Annotated in this window: 18 protein-coding genes; 1 reads left to right on the forward strand and 17 read right to left on the reverse strand. The window is 61.1% G+C overall.

What is annotated here, in order from left to right; translation table 11 throughout:
* Positions 1–81 precede the first annotated feature (81 nt).
* From DUT91_RS06305 to otsB, 16 genes are all read right to left on the reverse strand, one after another.
* On the reverse strand, positions 82–576 hold the full coding sequence (locus DUT91_RS06305) for a tripartite tricarboxylate transporter TctB family protein (protein ID WP_114439489.1): 495 nt from the start codon (positions 574–576) through the stop codon (positions 82–84).
* A complete protein-coding gene (locus DUT91_RS06310; RefSeq protein ID WP_114439490.1) occupies positions 573–1523 on the reverse strand; it encodes a Bug family tripartite tricarboxylate transporter substrate binding protein in 951 nt (316 codons plus the stop codon). The genes DUT91_RS06305 and DUT91_RS06310 overlap by 4 nt, the downstream gene beginning before the upstream one ends.
* Positions 1524–1686: 163 nt before the next feature.
* Positions 1687–2388, reverse strand: a complete 702-nt coding sequence (trmB, locus tag DUT91_RS06315; protein WP_114439491.1) for a tRNA (guanine(46)-N(7))-methyltransferase TrmB — start codon at positions 2386–2388, stop codon at positions 1687–1689.
* 4 nt (positions 2389–2392) lie between these two features.
* On the reverse strand, positions 2393–3697 hold the full coding sequence (gene metK / locus DUT91_RS06320) for a methionine adenosyltransferase (RefSeq protein WP_425373753.1): 1305 nt from the start codon (positions 3695–3697) through the stop codon (positions 2393–2395).
* A 252-nt stretch (positions 3698–3949) separates the two neighbouring features.
* A complete protein-coding gene (locus tag DUT91_RS06325) occupies positions 3950–4363 on the reverse strand; it encodes a helix-turn-helix domain-containing protein (protein ID WP_114439681.1) in 414 nt (137 codons plus the stop codon).
* A 145-nt stretch (positions 4364–4508) separates the two neighbouring features.
* Complete coding sequence (gene lnt / locus DUT91_RS06330) at positions 4509–6107, reverse strand: apolipoprotein N-acyltransferase (RefSeq protein ID WP_114439682.1); 1599 nt, start codon at positions 6105–6107, stop codon at positions 4509–4511.
* Between the two features lie 314 nt (positions 6108–6421).
* Positions 6422–7540, reverse strand: a complete 1119-nt coding sequence (locus DUT91_RS06335) for a hemolysin family protein (RefSeq protein WP_114439492.1) — start codon at positions 7538–7540, stop codon at positions 6422–6424.
* Between the two features lie 2 nt (positions 7541–7542).
* The gene (ybeY, locus tag DUT91_RS06340; RefSeq protein WP_160113627.1) at positions 7543–8046 is read right to left on the reverse strand and encodes an rRNA maturation RNase YbeY; all 504 of its coding nucleotides are present in this window, start codon (positions 8044–8046) and stop codon (positions 7543–7545) included.
* A gap of 43 nt (positions 8047–8089) precedes the next feature.
* On the reverse strand, positions 8090–9118 hold the full coding sequence (locus DUT91_RS06345; RefSeq protein ID WP_425373754.1) for a PhoH family protein: 1029 nt from the start codon (positions 9116–9118) through the stop codon (positions 8090–8092).
* A gap of 23 nt (positions 9119–9141) precedes the next feature.
* Positions 9142–10635 (reverse strand): tRNA (N6-isopentenyl adenosine(37)-C2)-methylthiotransferase MiaB, encoded by a 1494-nt coding sequence (gene miaB, locus DUT91_RS06350; RefSeq protein WP_114439493.1) that lies wholly within the window; start codon positions 10633–10635, stop codon positions 9142–9144.
* Between the two features lie 69 nt (positions 10636–10704).
* Positions 10705–11532: a lyso-ornithine lipid O-acyltransferase gene (gene olsA / locus DUT91_RS06355; RefSeq protein WP_114439494.1), complete on the reverse strand. Its 828-nt coding sequence runs from the start codon at positions 11530–11532 to the stop codon at positions 10705–10707.
* A 4-nt stretch (positions 11533–11536) separates the two neighbouring features.
* The gene (gene rimI / locus DUT91_RS06360) at positions 11537–12064 is read right to left on the reverse strand and encodes a ribosomal protein S18-alanine N-acetyltransferase (RefSeq protein ID WP_114439495.1); all 528 of its coding nucleotides are present in this window, start codon (positions 12062–12064) and stop codon (positions 11537–11539) included.
* Positions 12061–12750: a tRNA (adenosine(37)-N6)-threonylcarbamoyltransferase complex dimerization subunit type 1 TsaB gene (gene tsaB / locus DUT91_RS06365; RefSeq protein WP_114439496.1), complete on the reverse strand. Its 690-nt coding sequence runs from the start codon at positions 12748–12750 to the stop codon at positions 12061–12063. Before tsaB ends, rimI begins: the two co-directional genes overlap by 4 nt.
* A 91-nt stretch (positions 12751–12841) precedes the next feature.
* Entirely contained in the window at positions 12842–14266 is a 1425-nt protein-coding gene (gene otsA, locus DUT91_RS06370) for an alpha,alpha-trehalose-phosphate synthase (UDP-forming) (RefSeq protein ID WP_114439497.1), read from the reverse strand.
* Positions 14263–16101, reverse strand: coding sequence for a glycoside hydrolase family 15 protein (locus DUT91_RS06375; RefSeq protein ID WP_245419576.1), 1839 nt, complete (start codon positions 16099–16101; stop codon positions 14263–14265). The genes otsA and DUT91_RS06375 overlap by 4 nt, the downstream gene beginning before the upstream one ends.
* Positions 16098–16901, reverse strand: coding sequence for a trehalose-phosphatase (gene otsB, locus DUT91_RS06380; RefSeq protein WP_160113628.1), 804 nt, complete (start codon positions 16899–16901; stop codon positions 16098–16100). Before otsB ends, DUT91_RS06375 begins: the two co-directional genes overlap by 4 nt.
* 282 nt (positions 16902–17183) lie before the next feature.
* On the opposite strand from otsB, the gene DUT91_RS06385 reads away from it, so the two are divergent.
* The gene (locus DUT91_RS06385) at positions 17184–17471 is read left to right on the forward strand and encodes a DUF982 domain-containing protein (RefSeq protein ID WP_114439499.1); all 288 of its coding nucleotides are present in this window, start codon (positions 17184–17186) and stop codon (positions 17469–17471) included.
* Between the two features lie 122 nt (positions 17472–17593).
* Here DUT91_RS06385 and DUT91_RS06390 read toward each other — a convergent pair whose 3' ends face one another.
* Positions 17594–18616: an ABC transporter permease gene (locus tag DUT91_RS06390; RefSeq protein ID WP_114439686.1), complete on the reverse strand. Its 1023-nt coding sequence runs from the start codon at positions 18614–18616 to the stop codon at positions 17594–17596.
* Positions 18617–18644 lie beyond the last annotated feature (28 nt).

The following is an 18644-nucleotide window of genomic DNA, read 5'->3' on the forward strand; positions in this document are numbered from 1 at the left end:
CGACTTCAGGAACCACTCCGTCCAATTTCCACGCCTGCTGCAGGCGCCTTGAAAATCAGGCCGGATCGAACCGGCCCGGTGCTAGATCAGTTGTTCGAGCGGGCCGGCCGGCAGCGAGAGCTGCAATCCCTTGGCAAAGACCAGCCAGATGAAAAAGGCGAGCACGATGCCGATCGGAATGGTCTGCCACAGCGGCCCACGCCCGAAGGCACGTGCCGTTGCGGCGAAGAGAAGCCCGGTGGCGATTGAAAACCCGACCGTGTTCAAAAGCAGCATCTGCGCAGCGAGGCCGCCCACGATCCATAGAATGGGCTTGGTTTCCTGCGGCTCGCGCTCGGGAAAATCTCCGAGATAGGCTTCGAACGCCGTCCATACCGCGAGGATGAAAAGCCCGACAGATATGACATAGGGAAAGGCGGTCGGCCCGATGCGGGCATAGCTCGCCGCGCCGCCCATCGTCGCCGTCTTCCAGAAAATGACGGCCGCTACGACGGCCAGCCCGGCAGCGATGACGAACGCCGCCTTATCAGGCTTTGCCTTGTCGGCACGGCGCTCGTTCTGGATCTGCTTCGTCATTTAACGAGCCCGATGTCCTTCAGGATGACGGTCGTGGCTTCGACATCGGCGGCAAGTTGCTTGTCGAAAGCATCGCCCGCGAGGAAGGTATTCTGCCAGCCCTTGGCGGCAAGCGCGTCCTTCCAGCTCTTCGACTGAACCATCTTTTCGATGTCGGCGGTGATCGCCGCCTTTTGCTCGGCGGTGATGCCGGGAGCGGCCGAGACCATGCGCCAGTTCTGCACCACGACATCGACACCGGCTTCCTTGAAGGTCGGTGCATCGACGCCTTCAATCCGCTCTTCGCTGGAAACGCCGATGATGCGCAGCGTTCCGGCCTTGATCTGCGATTCGAATTCGCCATAGCCGGAGATGCCGACCGTCACCTGCCCGCCGAGAATGGCGGCGAGCGCTTCGCCGCCGCCGGAGAAGGCGATATAGTTGACCTTGGTGGGATCGACGCCGACAGCCTTGGCGATGAGGCCGGCCGCGATGTGATCCGTGCCGCCGGCAGAGCCGCCACCCCATGAAACGGCGCCGGGGTCTGCCTTCAGCTTATCGACCAGATCCTTCATCGACTGGATCGGCGAAGCGGCGGGGACCACAAGCGCCTCATATTCGCCGGTCAGGCGGGCAATGGGCGTGACATCGGAAAGGCTTACCGGAGAGCCGTTGGTCAGAATAGCTCCGACCATGACATAACCGCCGACGATGAGCTGCGAAGGATCGCCCTTCGCCTGGTTGACGAACTGCGCCAGGCCGATCGTGCCACCGGCGCCCGGGACGTTCACCACCTGCACGTTTTTTGATATGCCTTCCTCCTGCAGCACCGTCTGCATGGTGCGAGCAGTCTGGTCCCAGCCGCCGCCGGGCGCCGCCGGCGCGATGATCTTGTAATCGGTGGCAAAGGCCGGTGTTGAAAGTGCCAGGCCTGCCGTTGCGGCCAAGGTCAGCAAAAATTTGCGCATGTCAGTTCCTCCCTTGCGGATTTCTCCGCCATATCCTTATCAATTCCTGTTCAGGAATCATTCTGGCGAGAACGTTCCGAGATATCCCACCTGTCACGGCAAGCAAGCCCTGCACTGGCGGGATTGTCAATATCCGCGGAGAGAAGAAGGCGCCCTTGAAAGCTCAAAGGCGCAGAAACGTCAGATAGGCTGCACGGCGTCCCTCGCGGAACGCCTTCGCCTCATATCGCGTGCCGGGCCAGGCATCATAGGGGGTATGCCAATCGGCCGACGAAGCGGCCTGCCACTCGAAAGCTTCATGCCCACGGCAATGCAGGAGCGTCCAGTTGACATAGGTATCGATATCGGAGGCGAAGCGAAAACGGCTACCCGGTTTCAAAACACGGGCAAAGCGATCGAGGTTCTTGCCGTTAACGAAACGACGTTTCCAATGTTTCTTCTTCGGCCATGGATCGGGATAGAACAAATCGATGCCGTCGAGCGAAGCGGGCGGCAGCCAGTCGAGAATTTGTGTCGCATCCTCGTCGTACAGACGCAGATTGTCACGCGGAGCTTCGTTGAGGGCTGTCAGCAGCTTCGCCATGCCGTTGACAAAGGGCTCGACCCCGATGAAGCCCATATCGGGAAAGCGGCCCGCCTCATGCATGAGATGCTCGCCGCCGCCAAAGCCGATCTCGAGCCGCACGCCCTGGACCGAAATGCTGAAAAGCTCCCGCAGGTCGGCCGGCGCCGGCGACGAGAGATCAACCGCCAAGCGTGGCAGGAGATCGTCGCGGGTGGCGCGCTGCAGCGGCCGCAAAGGCTTGCCGTGACGGCGACCGAAGAAAGCTTCGGTCGCACGCTTGCGGCGGGGTTCATCCGTCATGATTTCAGGCTGCTATCGCGACCGCAGCCCGGAGCGCCTTGACCAGATCAGTCCTCTCCCAGGAGAAGGAGCCATCGCGTCCCGGCTTGCGGCCGAAATGCCCGTAGGCCGAGGTCCTGGCGTAGATTGGCCTGTTGAGGTCGAGATGCTTGCGGATGCCGGATGGCGAGAGGTCCATGACATCGCGGAGCGCGCCCTCCACTGTCGCTTCCGATACCTTGCCCGTGCCGTGCAGATCGACATAGACCGACAATGGCTGGGCGACGCCGATGGCGTAGGCTAGCTGGATGGTGCAGCGGTCGGCGAGACCGGCGGCGACCACGTTCTTGGCGAGATAACGCGCGGCATAGGCGGCCGAACGATCGACCTTGGTGGTATCCTTGCCGGAAAACGCGCCGCCGCCGTGCGGGGCCGCGCCGCCATAGGTATCCACGATGATCTTGCGTCCGGTCAGGCCGGCATCGCCATCGGGCCCGCCGATGACGAACTTGCCCGTCGGATTGATGTACCAGTTGCAATTGGCGGCAATCGGGAGATCACCGAGCGCCTCGCGGATATAGGGTTCGACGACCTGGCGCACCTTCTTGGAATCCCAGGCCGAATCGAGATGCTGGGTCGAAAGCACGATCTGGGTCACTTCGGCTGCCTTGCCGTCGACATAGTGCACGGTCACCTGGCTCTTGGCGTCTGGACCGAGCTTGCCGGCATCGCCCTCGCCCTTGTGGCGGGCGGCGGCGAGCAGTTCCAGGATCTTGTGGGAATAATAGATCGGCGCCGGCATCAAGTCCGGCGTCTCGCGGCAGGCATAACCGAACATAATGCCCTGATCGCCCGCACCTTCTTCACCCTGCCGGTCGGCGGCGTTGTCGACGCCCTGGGCGATATCGGCGGACTGGGAATGCAGGAGCACGTCAATCTTGGCTGTCTTCCAATGGAAGCCGTCCTGCTCATAGCCGATATCGCGAATTGCGCGACGGGCGACCGAACGGAAGCGGGAGGGATTGATCAGCGGATTGCCCTTGGCATCCTTGATGACGTTACCGTCCTTGTCTTTCTTCAAAAGCGTGTCTGGGACGCGCACTTCACCGGCGATGACGACGCGATTGGTGGTTGCAAGCGTTTCACAGGCGATACGAACGGACCAGGGATCGACGCCCGTCTTGCGCGCCTCCTTGTAGATCATGTCGACGATTTCATCGGAGATGCGGTCGCAAACCTTGTCCGGATGGCCTTCGGATACAGATTCGCTGGTGAAAAGATAAGAACTGCGTGCCACGGGAAACCCCTCTTGAAAGTCCTGCGGGAGCATTCCGCAGACAGAACGACAGCCGGAACGGCCAGCATGTCTTTGCCAATATAGGCGGGAACCGTCAATGGAGATTCGTTTTGGAAAGGTGTCGGCCAGAGGAATTTTCTTCCCCTGCCGCCCATTTCAAGCCTTGGAACGCTTCCGATCCGAGGGCTTAATAACCGGAATCCAAAAACCATTCCGATCAGTTGGAGCACAATATCGCCTGACAGGCGCTCCACACTTTTCTGCCTTGCGCCTTTAAGGCCGCAATCACTCGCTGTCGTCGGCCAGCGACTTCACGAGATCGATGATCTTGCGCCTGACCTTGGGATCGGAAATCTTGGTGAAGGAGCGGGTCAACTGCACACCCTCATTGCTGTTGAGGAAATCGACGACATAGGTCGCCTCATTGTCCTCGCCAAAGCTTCCCGTACCGGGCAGGCCGCTGCCGGGCGCGTCCTCGAAAAAGAACGACACCGGCACGTTCAGGATCGATGAAATCGCCTGGAGACGGCTCGCTCCCACGCGGTTCGTTCCCTTTTCGTATTTCTGGATCTGCTGAAAAGTGATACCGAGACTTTCTCCCAGCTTTTCCTGGCTGAAGCCTAGCATGTTCCGCCGCAATCGAATGCGGCTTCCGACATGAACATCGATGGGATTCGGCTTCTTCTTGTTCTCGATCATCAATGGTTGCTCCTCGCCGATGCGAGCGTTCGGCATCATCTGTCCTGCGGCGAACAGGTCAAAATACTACGGTCTGGGAGGTAGTCGGGCAAATGGTTTTAGAACATTTGTCGCGGGCGCATAACATAGTATCAAATATGGGATGTCAATCGAAACGCCGGCTGGATAGCACTTGAAAACCGCACGAAGCGGCAACCATGAGTACTAAAATTGTCCATGTCTGAACCACCCCTGGAGGCGTGCCCCAAAACGGGTCAACACCTGACGGTAGGGAAGCATCGATGACGCCCACCGCATTGAGCGCAAGGCCGTCAGTGATTCGACCATAGGGGTCGACGACCGCCGACAAGCCGTTGTTTGCGGCGCGGATCAGCGGCAATCCCTGCTCCACCGCACGCAGCTGCGCCTGGCGGAAATGCTGGTATGGCCCGGGCGTGTTCCCGTACCAGGCGTCGTTCGTCACATTGAGGATAGCTGCCGCTTTCGGCCCGGAATAGCCGAGCTCGGAAGGGAAGATCGCCTCGTAGCAAATGAGCGGCAGGAAGGCCAAGCCGTCACTCACACTGAGGGAGCGGCGGCTCGCCGCTGCAGTGAACCCGCCCGGCATTTCCACCACTTCCTGGAGCCCCAGGCCGCGCAACCATTTCTCCAGGGGCAAGTACTCGCCGAAGGGCACGAGATGCACCTTGTCCACCGCATCGATAATTTCGCCCCGGTCGTCGATGGCGACGATGGAATTGTAATAAAGCGGCCCGGTACCGCCCCCGCCCTCCTCCTCGCGCACGGCGCCGGCCAGCAATACCTGACCATCCGAGAGAGCCTCGCCGATGCGCGACAACGCCTCTGGCGTTCGCGTCAGGATATAGGGGACCGAGGTCTCCGGCCAGACGATGATGGACGGCTTTGGCTCGCCCGGCTGCGGCGGCGCTTCGCTCAAGGCGATATGCTTGTCGAAGATGGCGCGACGGGCGGCATCGTCCCATTTCATGCTCTGCGCGATCGAGGGCTGAACGATGCGTATGCGCACGCCGGTGGCCTCGTCGACAACCGCCGGCGCATGATGCAGACGGTAGAAGCCGAAGCCTAGATGGGCGGCAACGAGAAGCAACGCCAGCGCCAGCCCCGTCCGGCGGTGCCGCTTGTCGGCGAGCAGCGCCGGTGCGGCGAAGACGAAGACGGCAAGCGCATTCATGGCGTAAAGGCCGAGCGCCGCATCGGACTGCATCAGCAGCGGCACGGGCATGGCCGCATAACCGATGGCGTTCCAGGGAAAGCCTGTCAGCACGAAGGAACGCAGCCATTCGGCAATGCCGAAGCCGAAGGCGATCGCGAAGATCCGGCCAAGCCCGTCGGACCAGAGAAGACGCGCGATGAGTGTTGCGAGTGCATAGAAGAAGGCGAGGAATGCCGGCAGCCCGAGAACCGCCAGCGGCAGCGCCCAGGCAAAATTCTGCGCATCGACCAGAAGCGCATTGCCGATCCACCATAGTCCCGCCACGAAATAGCCGAAGCCGAACCACCAGCCGACCACGGCCGCAGGGAGCGCGCGGCGAAGCCAGCCACCATCGGCCGTATCGACCGCGCCGTCGATCAGCCACACCAGAACTGGAAAAGAGACCAGGCAGACGGCAAAAAAATCGTAAGGGGGAAGCGCAAGCGTCGCCAAGGCGCCGGCGAGAAATGCCACAAGCGCCCGGCGCCATCCGCTCAACAATATAATCCTGCTGGAAAGCTGCCCGATCAATTCATGCTCCGAAAATCCTCTTGGATCACTTCTGATCGGATTGAAAGCCATTGGCACGATTTCAACCCCTTTTCCCCCTCCGGCTTACCGATCATTCACATAAGGGGAGATTGGCTGACACACGTAATGCTGTCCACTCTCGCGTCGGCAATTGCTAGCTAACTTAGAGGAAAAGCGTAAACCTTTGTGGCGAGAGAGCCGGCTGGCCAGAGGAGGGACGAGCAGGCAGTGATTGCATTCAAACCTGAACCGCTCTGTTTATCAAAGACCCTAGTTATCAAAGACCCTGGCAGCCTCTCCGTCTCCCACCGATCTCAGCCATCGGCGGCGATATCCTCGCTCCCCGGCTCCATCTTGACCGGGCGGGCCAGCCGGCGACGGCGTTCGGCGGTGCGCAGCGGCACGATGCGCACCTTGCGAATGCGGCGGGGATCGGCTTCGAGTACATGAAATTCATAATCCTTCACCGCCTGGACGACTTCACCGCGGATAGGAATGCGGCCCAGCACCGAGAAGATCAGGCCGCCGACCGTATCAACGTCCTCGCCGTGCTCGCCGACGACGAATTGGGGACCTATCTTTTCGGCGAGTTCGTCCAGATCGGCACGGGCATCGACGATGAACACGCCGTCGGCATCCTGGATGATCATGACCTCCTCATCGTCATGTTCGTCCTCGATATCGCCGACCACCATCTCGACGATATCTTCCAGCGACACCAACCCGTCGGTGCCACCATATTCATCGATGACCAACGCCATCTGGATGCGGCTTGCCTGCATCCGGGCCATCAGACTGCTCGCCTGCATCGAAGGCGGCACGAACAGCACCTTGCGCATCAAATTGAGCTCGCCGATCGTCTTGGCGAGTTCGATGCGGCTCAGATCCAGCTTCAACACGCTGGGCGTGGCCTTGGGTGCGGCTGCGCCATTCTTGCGTTGGGCAGCAGGACGGCGCCCGTTCTTCTGGCGAGCCTGGCGGGTGATATGGCTCAGTACGTCGCGGATATGGATCATGCCGCGCGGATCGTCGAGCGTATCGGAATAGACCGGCATGCGCGAATGGCCGGATTGCTCGAAAAGCTCGAGTACCTCGCCGAGCGTGGTCTGGATCTCGACCGCTTCGATGTCCGAGCGCGGGATCATCACGTCTTCGACGCGGATCTCCTGCAGCCGCAGGATATTGTGCAGCATGGCGCGTTCTTCGGGCGAAAACGCCGCATCGGTGCTCGTTTTGTCGGAAAGGGCTTCGGCCAGATCCTGGCGTAACGAACTACCCTGCCGGGCACGAAGGAAGGGGAAAATGCCTGATAGGAGTGAACGCTTTTCGGCCGGGAGCGGCCGCTGCGTACTCTGCCCGTCGGCATCGTTTGTCTGCGACGTGTCGCTTTGTGCGTCGGCGGCAGACGGAGGTTGGGCTGTCAGATCAGGCATGGTCAATCGGTTTCATAGTCTTTCTGCGATACAGCATAAGGATCGGGGGTGGCAAGCACTTCAAGAATTCTGCGTTCCCAGCCCTCCATTTCCTCCGCTTCCACATCATCCTCATGGTCATAGCCGAGGAGATGCAGGAAGCCGTGCACCACCAGATGGGTGAGATGGTGATCGAACGGCTTCTTTTCCAGAGCCGCCTCACGCTCCACCGTTTGACGCGCTATGACAATATCGCCAAGCATCGGCCCCGGCCTGTCGCCTGCCCTCACCGGGAAAGCCGGAAAGGAAAGCACATTGGTCGGCTTGTCCTTGCCGCGCCATTCGGCATTGAGCTGCCGGATCGAGGCATCATCAGTGAAAACGACGCTGAGTTCCGTCTCGACGTTTGCGGCGGACGTGCTGAAGAGCGCTTTCCAGGCAGCGGCGACTGCCCGGTCGGCTAGCTGGCGCAACGTCGCTTCATCCGGCCAGCCTTCCGTCTCGATCAATATGTCGATATCGATCAAATCGAACCGCTCCGCGAATGTCGGCCGTCAGGACTTCGCCCAATCATGGCTTCGCGTGTCCCTTGGCATCCCGGTCATAGGCGGTGACGATCGCCGCGACCAGGGGATGACGCACGACGTCCTTCTCCGTAAAGCGCACCGTGACCACGCCCGATACACCGTCGAGAATGCGCAGCGCATCGACAAGCCCGGACTTCTGGCCCGGAGGCAGATCGATCTGACTGGGGTCGCCGGTAACGATCATGCGCGCATTGTCGCCAAGACGGGTGAGGAACATCTTCATCTGCATGGATGTGGTGTTCTGCGCCTCGTCAAGAATGACGGCGGCGTGGGCCAAAGTGCGCCCACGCATGAAGGCGAGCGGCGCGATCTCGATGACACCCGCCGTCAGGGCCCGCTCGACCTTGTCGGCAGGCATCATGTCATAAAGTGCGTCGTAGAGAGGCCGCAGATAGGGATCGACCTTTTCCTTCATGTCGCCAGGCAGGAAGCCGAGCCTTTCGCCTGCCTCCACCGCAGGGCGCGAAAGGATGATCCGCTCGACCAGGCCACGTTCCAGAAGCATGGCGGCATGCGCCACGGCGAGATAGGTCTTGCCGGTGCCGGCAGGACCCACGCCGAACACCAGTTCTGAGCGATCCAGCGCCCGCATATAGGCGTCCTGGGTCGGGGTGCGCGCGAAGATGGTCTTCTTGCGGGTCGCTATCTGGGCGGCGGCCATCTTGCTCTTGTTTTCCATCGTGGGCAGCGTCAGCTGATCATCCGCGGCAATCGCCATGCGGATCGCCCCATCGACATCGGATGCGGTCAGTTCATGCCCCTTCTGCACAAGACCGTAGAGCTGGTCGAGAGTGCGGCGGGCCTGCTCGGTGGCGCCCGGTTCGCCGCGGATCGAAAGCTGATTGCCTTTCGAGCGTATATCGACGCCGAGTTTCTGTTCAATGCGGGCGAGATTTTCATCAAACTGGCCGAAGAGGGCGCTAGCCAGCCGGTTGTTGTCGAATGTCAGTACGATATGCGCCATGTCCGAGGCCCCCGTGGGGGCTGCCTTCAGTTTTTCGGTGGCGTTCAACCGGCTCTCCTCATGAATGATAATCAAGCATTGACACTGGCGAGCGCCACGGGATCAGGCACTATTGGGGCGCCGCCGGCTTGCCGTTTCGCCGCCACCGCCTCGGCCACAAGGCTGTTGGTTCCGGTGGAGATGATTCGTACATCGATAATGTCGCCGATTTCTCCGGGGTTTTCACCAACTATTACGGGTAGCAGCCAGGGCGACCGGCCAACCACCTGTCCCGGCATGCGGCCGGGCTTTTCAAGCAGCACATCCATGCGCTGTCCGACCATGCCGCGCTGGAAGGCGTATTGCTGTTCGGTCAGCAACGCCTGGAGGCGCTGCAGCCTGTCGTCCTTGACCGCTTCGTCAACATGATCGGGCAAATCGGCGCCCGGCGTCCCCGGACGCGGCGAATATTTGAACGAATAGGCCTGGGCATAGGTGACATCGCGCACCAGTTGCATAGTCGCCTCGAAATCCGCTTCCGTCTCGCCGGGAAAGCCGACGATGAAATCGCCGGAAAGAGCGATATCGGCGCGCGCCGCGCGGATGCGCTCCACGAGCCTGAGATAATCGGCACCGGTATGTCTGCGGTTCATCGCCTTGAGGATGCGGTCTGAGCCGGCCTGCACCGGCAAATGCAGATAGGGCATCAGCGCAGCGAGATCGCGATGCGCGGCGATCAGCGCGTCGTCCATGTCGCGTGGGTGGCTGGTGGTGTAGCGCAGGCGCGCGATACCGGGAGTTTCGGCCAGGCGGAAAAGCAATTCGCCCAATCCCCATTCACGGCCGTTTTCACCTTGACCATGCCAGGCATTGACATTCTGGCCCAGAAGCGTGAGTTCGCGCACGCCAGCGGCGGCAAGCCTTTCGGCCTCGGCGACGATCTGTGAAACCGGGCGCGAGACTTCCGACCCGCGCGTATAGGGCACCACGCAGAAGGTGCAGAACTTGTCGCAGCCCTCCTGAACCGTCAGGAAAGCGGTGACGCCACGGCTTCTCACCTGCTCTTTTCCTGGCGCGGGCAAATGCTCGAACTTGTCCTCGATGGCATATTCGGTCTCGACGACCTTCTCGCCGCGGCCGACGCGGGTGAGCGCCTGCGGCAGGCGGTGATAGGTCTGCGGCCCGATGACCAGATCGACGGAGGGCACGCGCCGGATGATCTCCTCGCCTTCGGCCTGCGCGACACAACCCGCCACACCGATCAGCAATTCCCGGCCGTCGGCAGCTCGCGCGTCCTTCATCTTGCGCAGGCGGCCGAGTGCGGAATAAAGTTTTTCCGAGGCCTTTTCGCGGATATGGCAGGTGTTGAGCAGCACCAGATCGGCGTCTTCGGGCGTCTGCGTCGTCACATAGCCCTGCTGCGCCAGGCTGTCGGTCATGCGCTGGCTGTCATAGACGTTCATCTGGCAACCATAGGTCTTGACGAACACCTTACGAGCAGGAACATCGGCGCGCGCAGGAGCATCGGGCGACACCGCCGCTGTACTGGAAGCTTCGTGGATCTGGATGGTGGTTGTTTCCTTCATTCCAGGGCTTCTAGCGCTTTTCGGCGCGATTGAGAATAGGTTGCATGCATTGCAAGGGCACTTCTGGCTCTATTCGCTCCCCATCTCGCGACCGATAAGCGAGGTCTGGAGCATGGCGCGCACCCTATTTTCCATGGTGCGGGCGAGCGTCTTGCGGTCTGTGTCCGCCGTGATGGTCACCGGCTCGCCAAAACGTATATCGACATCGAGTGCGCCTTCTCTCAGGATAATCTTGAGATGCGGCAGCAATTCGACATCGCCGGGCCAGGAGGCGACTGGGCGGAGATAGCGGCCCATCGGCATGCCGTGAAGCCTGGTATAGGCGATAGCCACGGGCTGCACCGTCACGGTTTCAACACCGGATTCGGGGCCGGATTTAGAGCCGGTTTCACGGATCGCAGCAGACGCAGCACCGAACAGCGAGGTCTTGAACGGCAGGACGCGATTTCCGTCCGATGTCGTGCCCTCGGCGAAAAGCACCATGGCGTCGCCCACCGCAAGCCTCTTGGCGATCTCGGAAGCCTGCTCCGCTGTTTTGCCTCGCCGTTCGCGCTCGACGAAGACCGAACGCTGCAGAACCGCCAGACTGCCGAAGAACGGCCAGTCGCGCACCTCGGTCTTGGCGATGAAGGAAACATCGCCTGCCGTCGAGAGAACCGTGATATCGCTCCATGACACGTGGTTCGACACCAGCATCAGCGGGCGATCCTTCACCATTTCGCCATGAATATGGACGCGGAAACCGAGAAGACGCGCCAGGATGCTGTGGAACAGGCGCGGCAGGCGGTTTTGCAGCGTCGATCCCGTTTTCAGGAACAGATATTGCAACGGCACCAGCACCAGCGCCAGCACCGCAAAACCGATCAGCGCGAGCGCTGTGCGCAAACCGCCGATCATCGCGTCATTTCCGATCCGGGTCTTGATCCGGGGCCTGATCGGAGCCCAGATCGCGGCGCAGAATCAGCGCAGCCGAGCGGCCCTCCCCCGTTTCGTAATAGGCGGCTCGATCGCCGACCTTGGCGAATCCTAGACGACGATAGAGCGCCTGCGCGGCCACATTGGCCTGATCGACTTCCAGGAAGAGCGTCCGCGCTCGCTGGCCATGGAGGTGGCGCAGGGCGGCGTCCATCAAAGCGCGACCGACGCCCTGTTTCTGAAAGGCAGGGGGAACGGCGATGGTCAATATCTCCGCCTCATCGACGACCAGACGCGCCAGCACGAACCCCGCGGCGCTTCCCGGCCTGCCCTCCTGGCGCGCGATGAAGCCGAAGGCGGTCTCCTGCCCGAGCAGCGCATAAAAATCTTCCTCGCTCCAGGCATGGCGGAAGGTCTGGACATGGATCTGATGCAGATGGGGGCAGTCTGCCGCCGAGAGAGGTTCGACGACGAAATTCCTGCGCGCGAACGGACTGAAGGGCAGGTTGATCATGGCTGGTTTTTCCGCGGAAGTGCGAACCCGGTCTGAGGCTTGGCATCGGGCCCGCGCATATATAGCGGCTTCGGCGCGTCCCCCGGCGCTCGCGATGCTGCGATCCGCGCGATGGTTTCGATTCCGGCAGTGGCCGCTTCGCCGGCAATGGTCAAGGGCGCCTCCCCCAGCGCCTCATTGATGATTCGCGCCGCCGATCCGGTCAGCACCGGTCTTTGCGGCCTCAGCGCGAGCAGCGCCAATATATCATCCAGCCCTCCCGCCAGCGGCGCGCCTGCGGCTTTTCCATCAGTTTCGAAAGCTTGCGCGTAGATTTCGCTGCGATGCGCGTCGATCGCAACCAGAACCGGCTGGCCTTCGTGTGTGCCGCGCGCTTCCATCGCCAGGGCTTCGAAGGCCGTGACGCCAATCGCGGGACAATTCAGCGCCAGCGCAAAACCGCGCGCGGCGGAAACGCCTATCCGCACGCCGGTGAACGAGCCCGGGCCGATGTTGACGGCGATCCGGCCGATATCGGAAAAACCCGTCTTCGCCTCATTGATCGCGCGCTCGATATAGCCCATCAGCACTTCGGCATGGCCCTTGCCGATATCCTCGCTGATAACTGAAAGCAGGCGCGCTCCATCCGAATCATAGACGGCGGCGGCGCAGAGATTGGCGGCGGTATCGACAGCAAGTATCTTCATGGCTGCTCAACCGCCTAAAGGAGAAAAGGCCCGCAAACAAGCGGACCTTTCGGTTTGACCAAGGAATCCGGCTCTTGTGAACGCTTACGGTTCACGCGGCCTGATCGCTCCCGGCAGGTTGGCGGGGTTTTCCCGTTTCACCATGTTCGGCGAGCGCATCGAGGAAGCTTGTGCACCAGCGGGACACATCATGCTCCAGGAGATGTGGCATCATCTGGTTCCAGCGTTCGCGGCGCGCTTCGAGCGGCATGGAAAGGGCACGGGCGATGGCGTTCGATACCGCTTCGATATCATAGGGATTGACCAGTAGGGCGCCGTCGAGCTCGCGCGCAGCACCGGCAAAGCGCGACAGGATGAGAACGCCCGGATCTTCAGAGCGCTGGGCTGCGACATATTCCTTGGCAACGAGGTTCATGCCGTCGCGCAGCGGCGTCACCAGCCCGACGCGGGCCATGCGATAGAGCCCTGCCAGCACGTTGCGCCCGATGGAGCGATTGACATAACGGATCGGCACCCAGTCGACCGCGCTGATGGCGCCGTTCACCCGGCCGGCGAGTTCGGCCACCGTGCGCTGCATATCCTCATATTCCGGCACTTCGGAGCGCGATTTCGGCGTGATCTGCAGAAAGGTCACCTTGCCCTGACTGGCGGGATTGTTGGTGATGAAATGCTCGAAAGCCTCGATGCGGTTGGTGATCCCCTTGGAATAATCGAGACGGTCGACGCCGATGATGAGGTCGCGGTCGCCGAGGCTCTTGTGCATGCGCTGTACCATGGCGTTGCGCTGCGAATTCTGTGCCGCCTGGGCAAAGGCCCCGGTATCGATGCTGATTGGAAACACGTCGGCGCGAAAGACATGGCCATAGGCCTCGAAAAGCCCGTCTCCCAGTTCCCTGCCGATGCCCTCGCGCTTCAGGCATCCGGCGAAATTCTCCACATCGTGGGCGGTCTGGAAGCCGATCACGTCGTAGGAGGCAAGGCCGCGCATGATGGTTTCGTGAACGGGAAGCGTGAACAGGACGTCCGCCGGCGGCCACGGAATATGGAGGAAGAAGCCGATGCGGTTCTTCAGGCCCATCTGACGCAGTTCCGAAGCGAGCGGAATGAGATGATAATCATGCACCCATATCACGTCATCGGGCTTGATGAGGGGCGCAAGATGATGAGCGAAGAGGCGGTTGACGCGGAAATAGCCGGCCATGTCCTTGCGCGCATATTCAGTCAGGTCGAGGCGGTAATGGCACAGCGGCCAGAGAACGCGATTGGCGAAGCCCGCGTAATATTCATCGACATCCTTGCGGCTGAGATCGACCAGCGCATAGGTGATCTTGCCATGCTCCTGAATATTGAGGCCCGGCTTTTCGCGGGAAGGTATCGATTTTCCCGACCAGCCCATCCATACGCCGCCGCGTTCCTCAAGTGCTGACTGGAGCGCGACGGCAAGCCCGCCTGCAGGGGCCGTGCCGCTTTTATCCGGGAGCGGAACCCGGTTCGATATGACAACAAGCCGGCTCATAATACCTCCTCCCAGGAGCGTGAAAGGCGCATGGCGGCATTGACGAGGCCGACCATGGAATAGGTCTGGGGGAAATTGCCCCACAATTCCCCGGTTTCGACATGCAGTCCCTCCGAAAGCAGGCCGAGATGATTGCGGTGCGCCAGCACTTCCTCGAAAACGGCGCGAGCGTCGTCCGTCCGCCCGACGCGAGCCAGCGCTTCGATCAGCCAGAACGTGCAGGCCGTGAACGCGGTCTCCGGCTCGCCGAAATCGTCCGGCGTGCGGTATCGATAAAGATGATTGCCGAAACGCAGATGTTTTTCAACCGCGTCGAGCGTTGCGAGAAAACGGGGATCAGACGGCTGCACGATGCCGATCTCCGGCATCAGCAACAGGCAGGCATCGAGATCCTCGCCCTCGAAAGCGGAAGCGAAATATCCCCTGTCGGAATTCCACGAGCGGGCAAGCGTCTCCTCGCGGATGGCATTGGCCACCTGGCGCCAATGGGCGGCGCGGTCCTCGATGCCGAGTTTCGCGGCGATGCGCGAAAGTCGGTCGCAGGCCGCCCAGCACATGATGCTGGAATGGGTGTGAATGCCGTTGCGGGTGCGGAACTCCCATAATCCCGCATCCGGCTGGTTCCACCGCGCCGCCGCCTGTTCGCCCAATGGTTCGAGGCGGCGGAACAGCGCCTCGTCGCCCATGGTCGGCAGGCGCTCATCGAAGAAGCACTGGGAGATGGCGAGGATGACCGATCCGTAGCCATCGTTCTGCACCTGCGTATATGCGGCATTGCCGCTGCGCACCGGCCCGAGATTGCGGTAGCCGGGTAGGCTCGTCATCAGCTCCTCGTCGAACCGGCGCTCGAGGCCAAGGCCGAACAGTGGCTGGAGATAGCCGTCGGAAGAACCGGCGGCGATGTTGGTGACATAACGCAGATAGTCTTCCATGGTCTTGGTCGCGCCGAGCCGGTTCAGCGCCTTGACCGTGAAATAGGAATCCCTCAGCCAGCAATAGCGATAATCCCATGTGCGCCCGCTTTCGCCATATTCGGGGATGGAGGTGGTCAACGCGGCGACGATGCCGCCGGTTTCCTCGTTGGCACACAGTTTCAGCGTGATCGCCGACCGGATGACGACATCCTGCCAGTCCACCGGTAGGGAGAGATAGCGCACCCATTCGATCCAGTATTCCCGGGTCGCTTCGAGAAAATCCTTCGCCACCCGCATCGGCCCTTCCTGAAGCGTCTCGTCCGGACCGAGAACGAAGGCATAGGGGCGGTCGACGATAAAGGGAACTTGCTCCTCGATGAAGCTGATCGGCGCGTCGGTGGTCAGCCTCACCACCTGTGGCCCCATCAGGAACCGCAGATGGTTGGAGCCGCGCGTTGTCGCGGGAATGTCGGCGCCATAGTTATAGCGAGGGCGCAGACGCATCGTCATGCGCGGTGTGCCAACGATCGGCTCGACCAGCCGGATAATGGCCATCGGGCGGAAGATGCGGTCATGATGCTTGAAGCGCGGGGCGAAATCGCAGATGCGCAGGCTGTTGCCCTGCTCGTCGGTCAGTATCGTTTCTAGGATCGCGGTGTTGCGCACATAGCTTTGCTGGCTCGAGACGAGATTGTCGATCTCGATCGACCAATCGCCACCCTCCCTGTCCGGTTCGCCTTGACCCAGAAGGCTGCAGAAGACCGGATCGCCATCGAGACGCGGCATGCACATCCAGACGAATTTGCCGTAGCGGTCGATGAGGGCGGCGGTGGCGGAATTACCGATGACGCCCAGATCGAGCGACGGACGTTGCGTGAGATCCAAAGGAGGGTTGTTCATCGATTTGGCCGAACCGTTCATTGCGCTATTTCCGATATCCACGACCGCAGAATGGCAGGGGATTCCATGTAAAGCGTTGCCGCCGATGTTTCGGATGGGGAGCCGATCTTCACCGAAAGTCCGCCCGCGGCGTTAGCCGCCTTGAACATCGCTTCGTCGGTCACATCGTCGCCGAAGACGAGCGGCCGCCTTGCCGAGAATGGGGCATCGGCCATGAAGGCCTTGACGGCGCGGCCCTTGTCGGATGTGGCAGGCCGCAGTTCGGTGACCATCTTGCCGTTCTGCAATGTCCATCGCGGGCCGGCCATCGCGGCGATCTCGCGCATGAGCATCTGCATGTCATGCTGATATTGCGGCGCCTGGCGGTAATGCACGGCGATCGCCGCATTTTTGTCCTCGACGAGGATATCAGGCCAGGAAAGCGCCCGCTTCTTCAGTTCGTCCTTTGCCCGCAGGAAGTCCGATGTGAGCTCGATCTCGCTCATGCGACCCGCCGCATCGCGCCGTTCGGCACCATGCAGGCCTGCGACGGGGAAGAGCGCACCGGGAAAAAGCGTATCGACAAAGGATATGGAACGGCCTGTCACCAGCGCGAGCGCTCCGTCAAGCTTACGCGAGAGATGGACAAGATCGTGGATAAGCCCGTCCGGCACGCACACGGCCTCCGGCGTTTCCGCGATATCGAGCAGCGTTCCGTCGATGTCGAAAAAAAACGCCCAGTCGGCAAGCACGTCGCGGCTGCCGTCGGGCAGCCCATGCGGAATGGCGTGGTTTTCGGGTGAGGTGGTCCTGGATGGCACAGTCAGGGGAGAACGGTCCATCGGGTCGTGCTCTTTTGAAGACATGGGCCTAAAGGTAGTTCGGACTATCCGTGGAGACAACAGCTGGATCGTCGAAATATCGCATTGCAGCAAATAATTGATATCGCTGAGGTTTGACCGCTTCTACCAGATCAGGACGATATTTCCGGGCGCCGATCAAATATTAAAATTTTATCGATGAGCGAGGGAACGGAAGACAGAGTCAGGCGTTTCGGGAGGCTGGACTTGGCTTAGGGAGCCACCCATCTTCCTCAAAACGTTTTCAAAGAAATGGAGAAAACGATGGACGACAAGCGTTTCCCCGTCCCCGTGGTCATTCGCATCGGCGATGCGCGCAGCCGTGTCGTCGCCAGCGCCTGGGAGGCCGTCGAATGCCTCAAGACCTATTGGCCGCCGGTTCATGGCCGCACCTACCGGCAGGCCCTCCAGACCTGTCTTGATGTCCTTGACGGGCTGAAGCCGGTAGCCAAGGCGCGGCGGGCTTTTGTCCACGCGGCAGAGGAAGCGGGACTGATCCTGCGCTCCACCCACAATCGCACTGGCCACGGCCGGACGGCGACCAGAATCTGAGGGAAACCCGGCAGGAATCTGTGAATTTTCGTCCGAAAAAACCCGAAAAGCGCCTTGGCTTTTCGGGTTTTTTCTTGCGGTTTTTCCCGATTTTTTTACCGGAAACCGGCCGTTTTTCAGGCTTACGCCTTGCGCCTTTTGCGCTGGCGATACTGATCGGCGACAACAGCCGCGACGATGATGATGCCTTTGACGATCTCCTGGTAATAGGCGTCAATCCGCAGGAAGGTAAAGCCGGATGTCATGACGCCGAGAATGATCGTGCCGATGACGGTCCCGGTGATCCGCCCGACGCCGCCCGACAGCGAGGTTCCGCCGATGACGGCGGCGGCGATGGCGTCGAGCTCATAGGCGACGCCCATGCCCGCCTGGCCGGAGATCGCGCGCGCCGAGAGCACCACACCCGCGAGACCGGAGAGAAGGCCGGCAATGGCATAGACCTTGATGAGATGCCTGCCAACGTTGATGCCCGATACGCGTGCCGCCTGCATATTGGCGCCGATGGCATAGGTGAACTTGCCGTAGCGCGTGTAACGCAGGGCTATATGGAAAATGAGCGCCACCACAAGGAAGATCACCACCGGCCATATGCCGGAGCCGATGGTGGCATAATTGTCGCTGAGCATGCTCACCGGCTGGCCGCGCGTATACCATTTGGCGACGCCGCGGGCGGCGACCATCATGCCGAGCGTGGCGATGAAGGGCGGGATGCCGGTATACGCGATCAGGCTGCCGTTGATGAGGCCGGCGACAGTGCCGGCGGCAAGGCCCGCCAGTATGGGCACCAGGACCGGCATGTCGGTGAGTGCGGGATAGACCGCGCGCGCGAAGTCGGATGTCTGCGCGAGGCTTGCGGCGATCATCGCGGTAAGGCCGACGACCGAGCCGGAGGAGAGATCGATGCCGCCGGTTATGATGACCTGCGTCACGCCAACCGAGATGATGCCGATGACCGAGACCTGGAGGATCATCACCAGGAGACGTTGCCTGTTGAACAGGAAGCTCTGGCCCGTGACAATCCAGCCCAGAATCTCGAAGATCAGCGCGATACCGATCAGCACCAGAAAGATATTCACCTCCGACGGCAGCTTGCGCCGGCGTTGCGGCCGTTCCAGCCGCTGCGCGGGTTGCGTCACCTGTTCCATCGCCATTATTCCCTCCCGGGTTATATTT

Origin of the sequence: Paramesorhizobium salinisoli, assembly GCF_003335045.1 — a bacterium.
Classification (GTDB): Bacteria; Pseudomonadota; Alphaproteobacteria; order Rhizobiales; family Rhizobiaceae; genus Paramesorhizobium; species Paramesorhizobium salinisoli.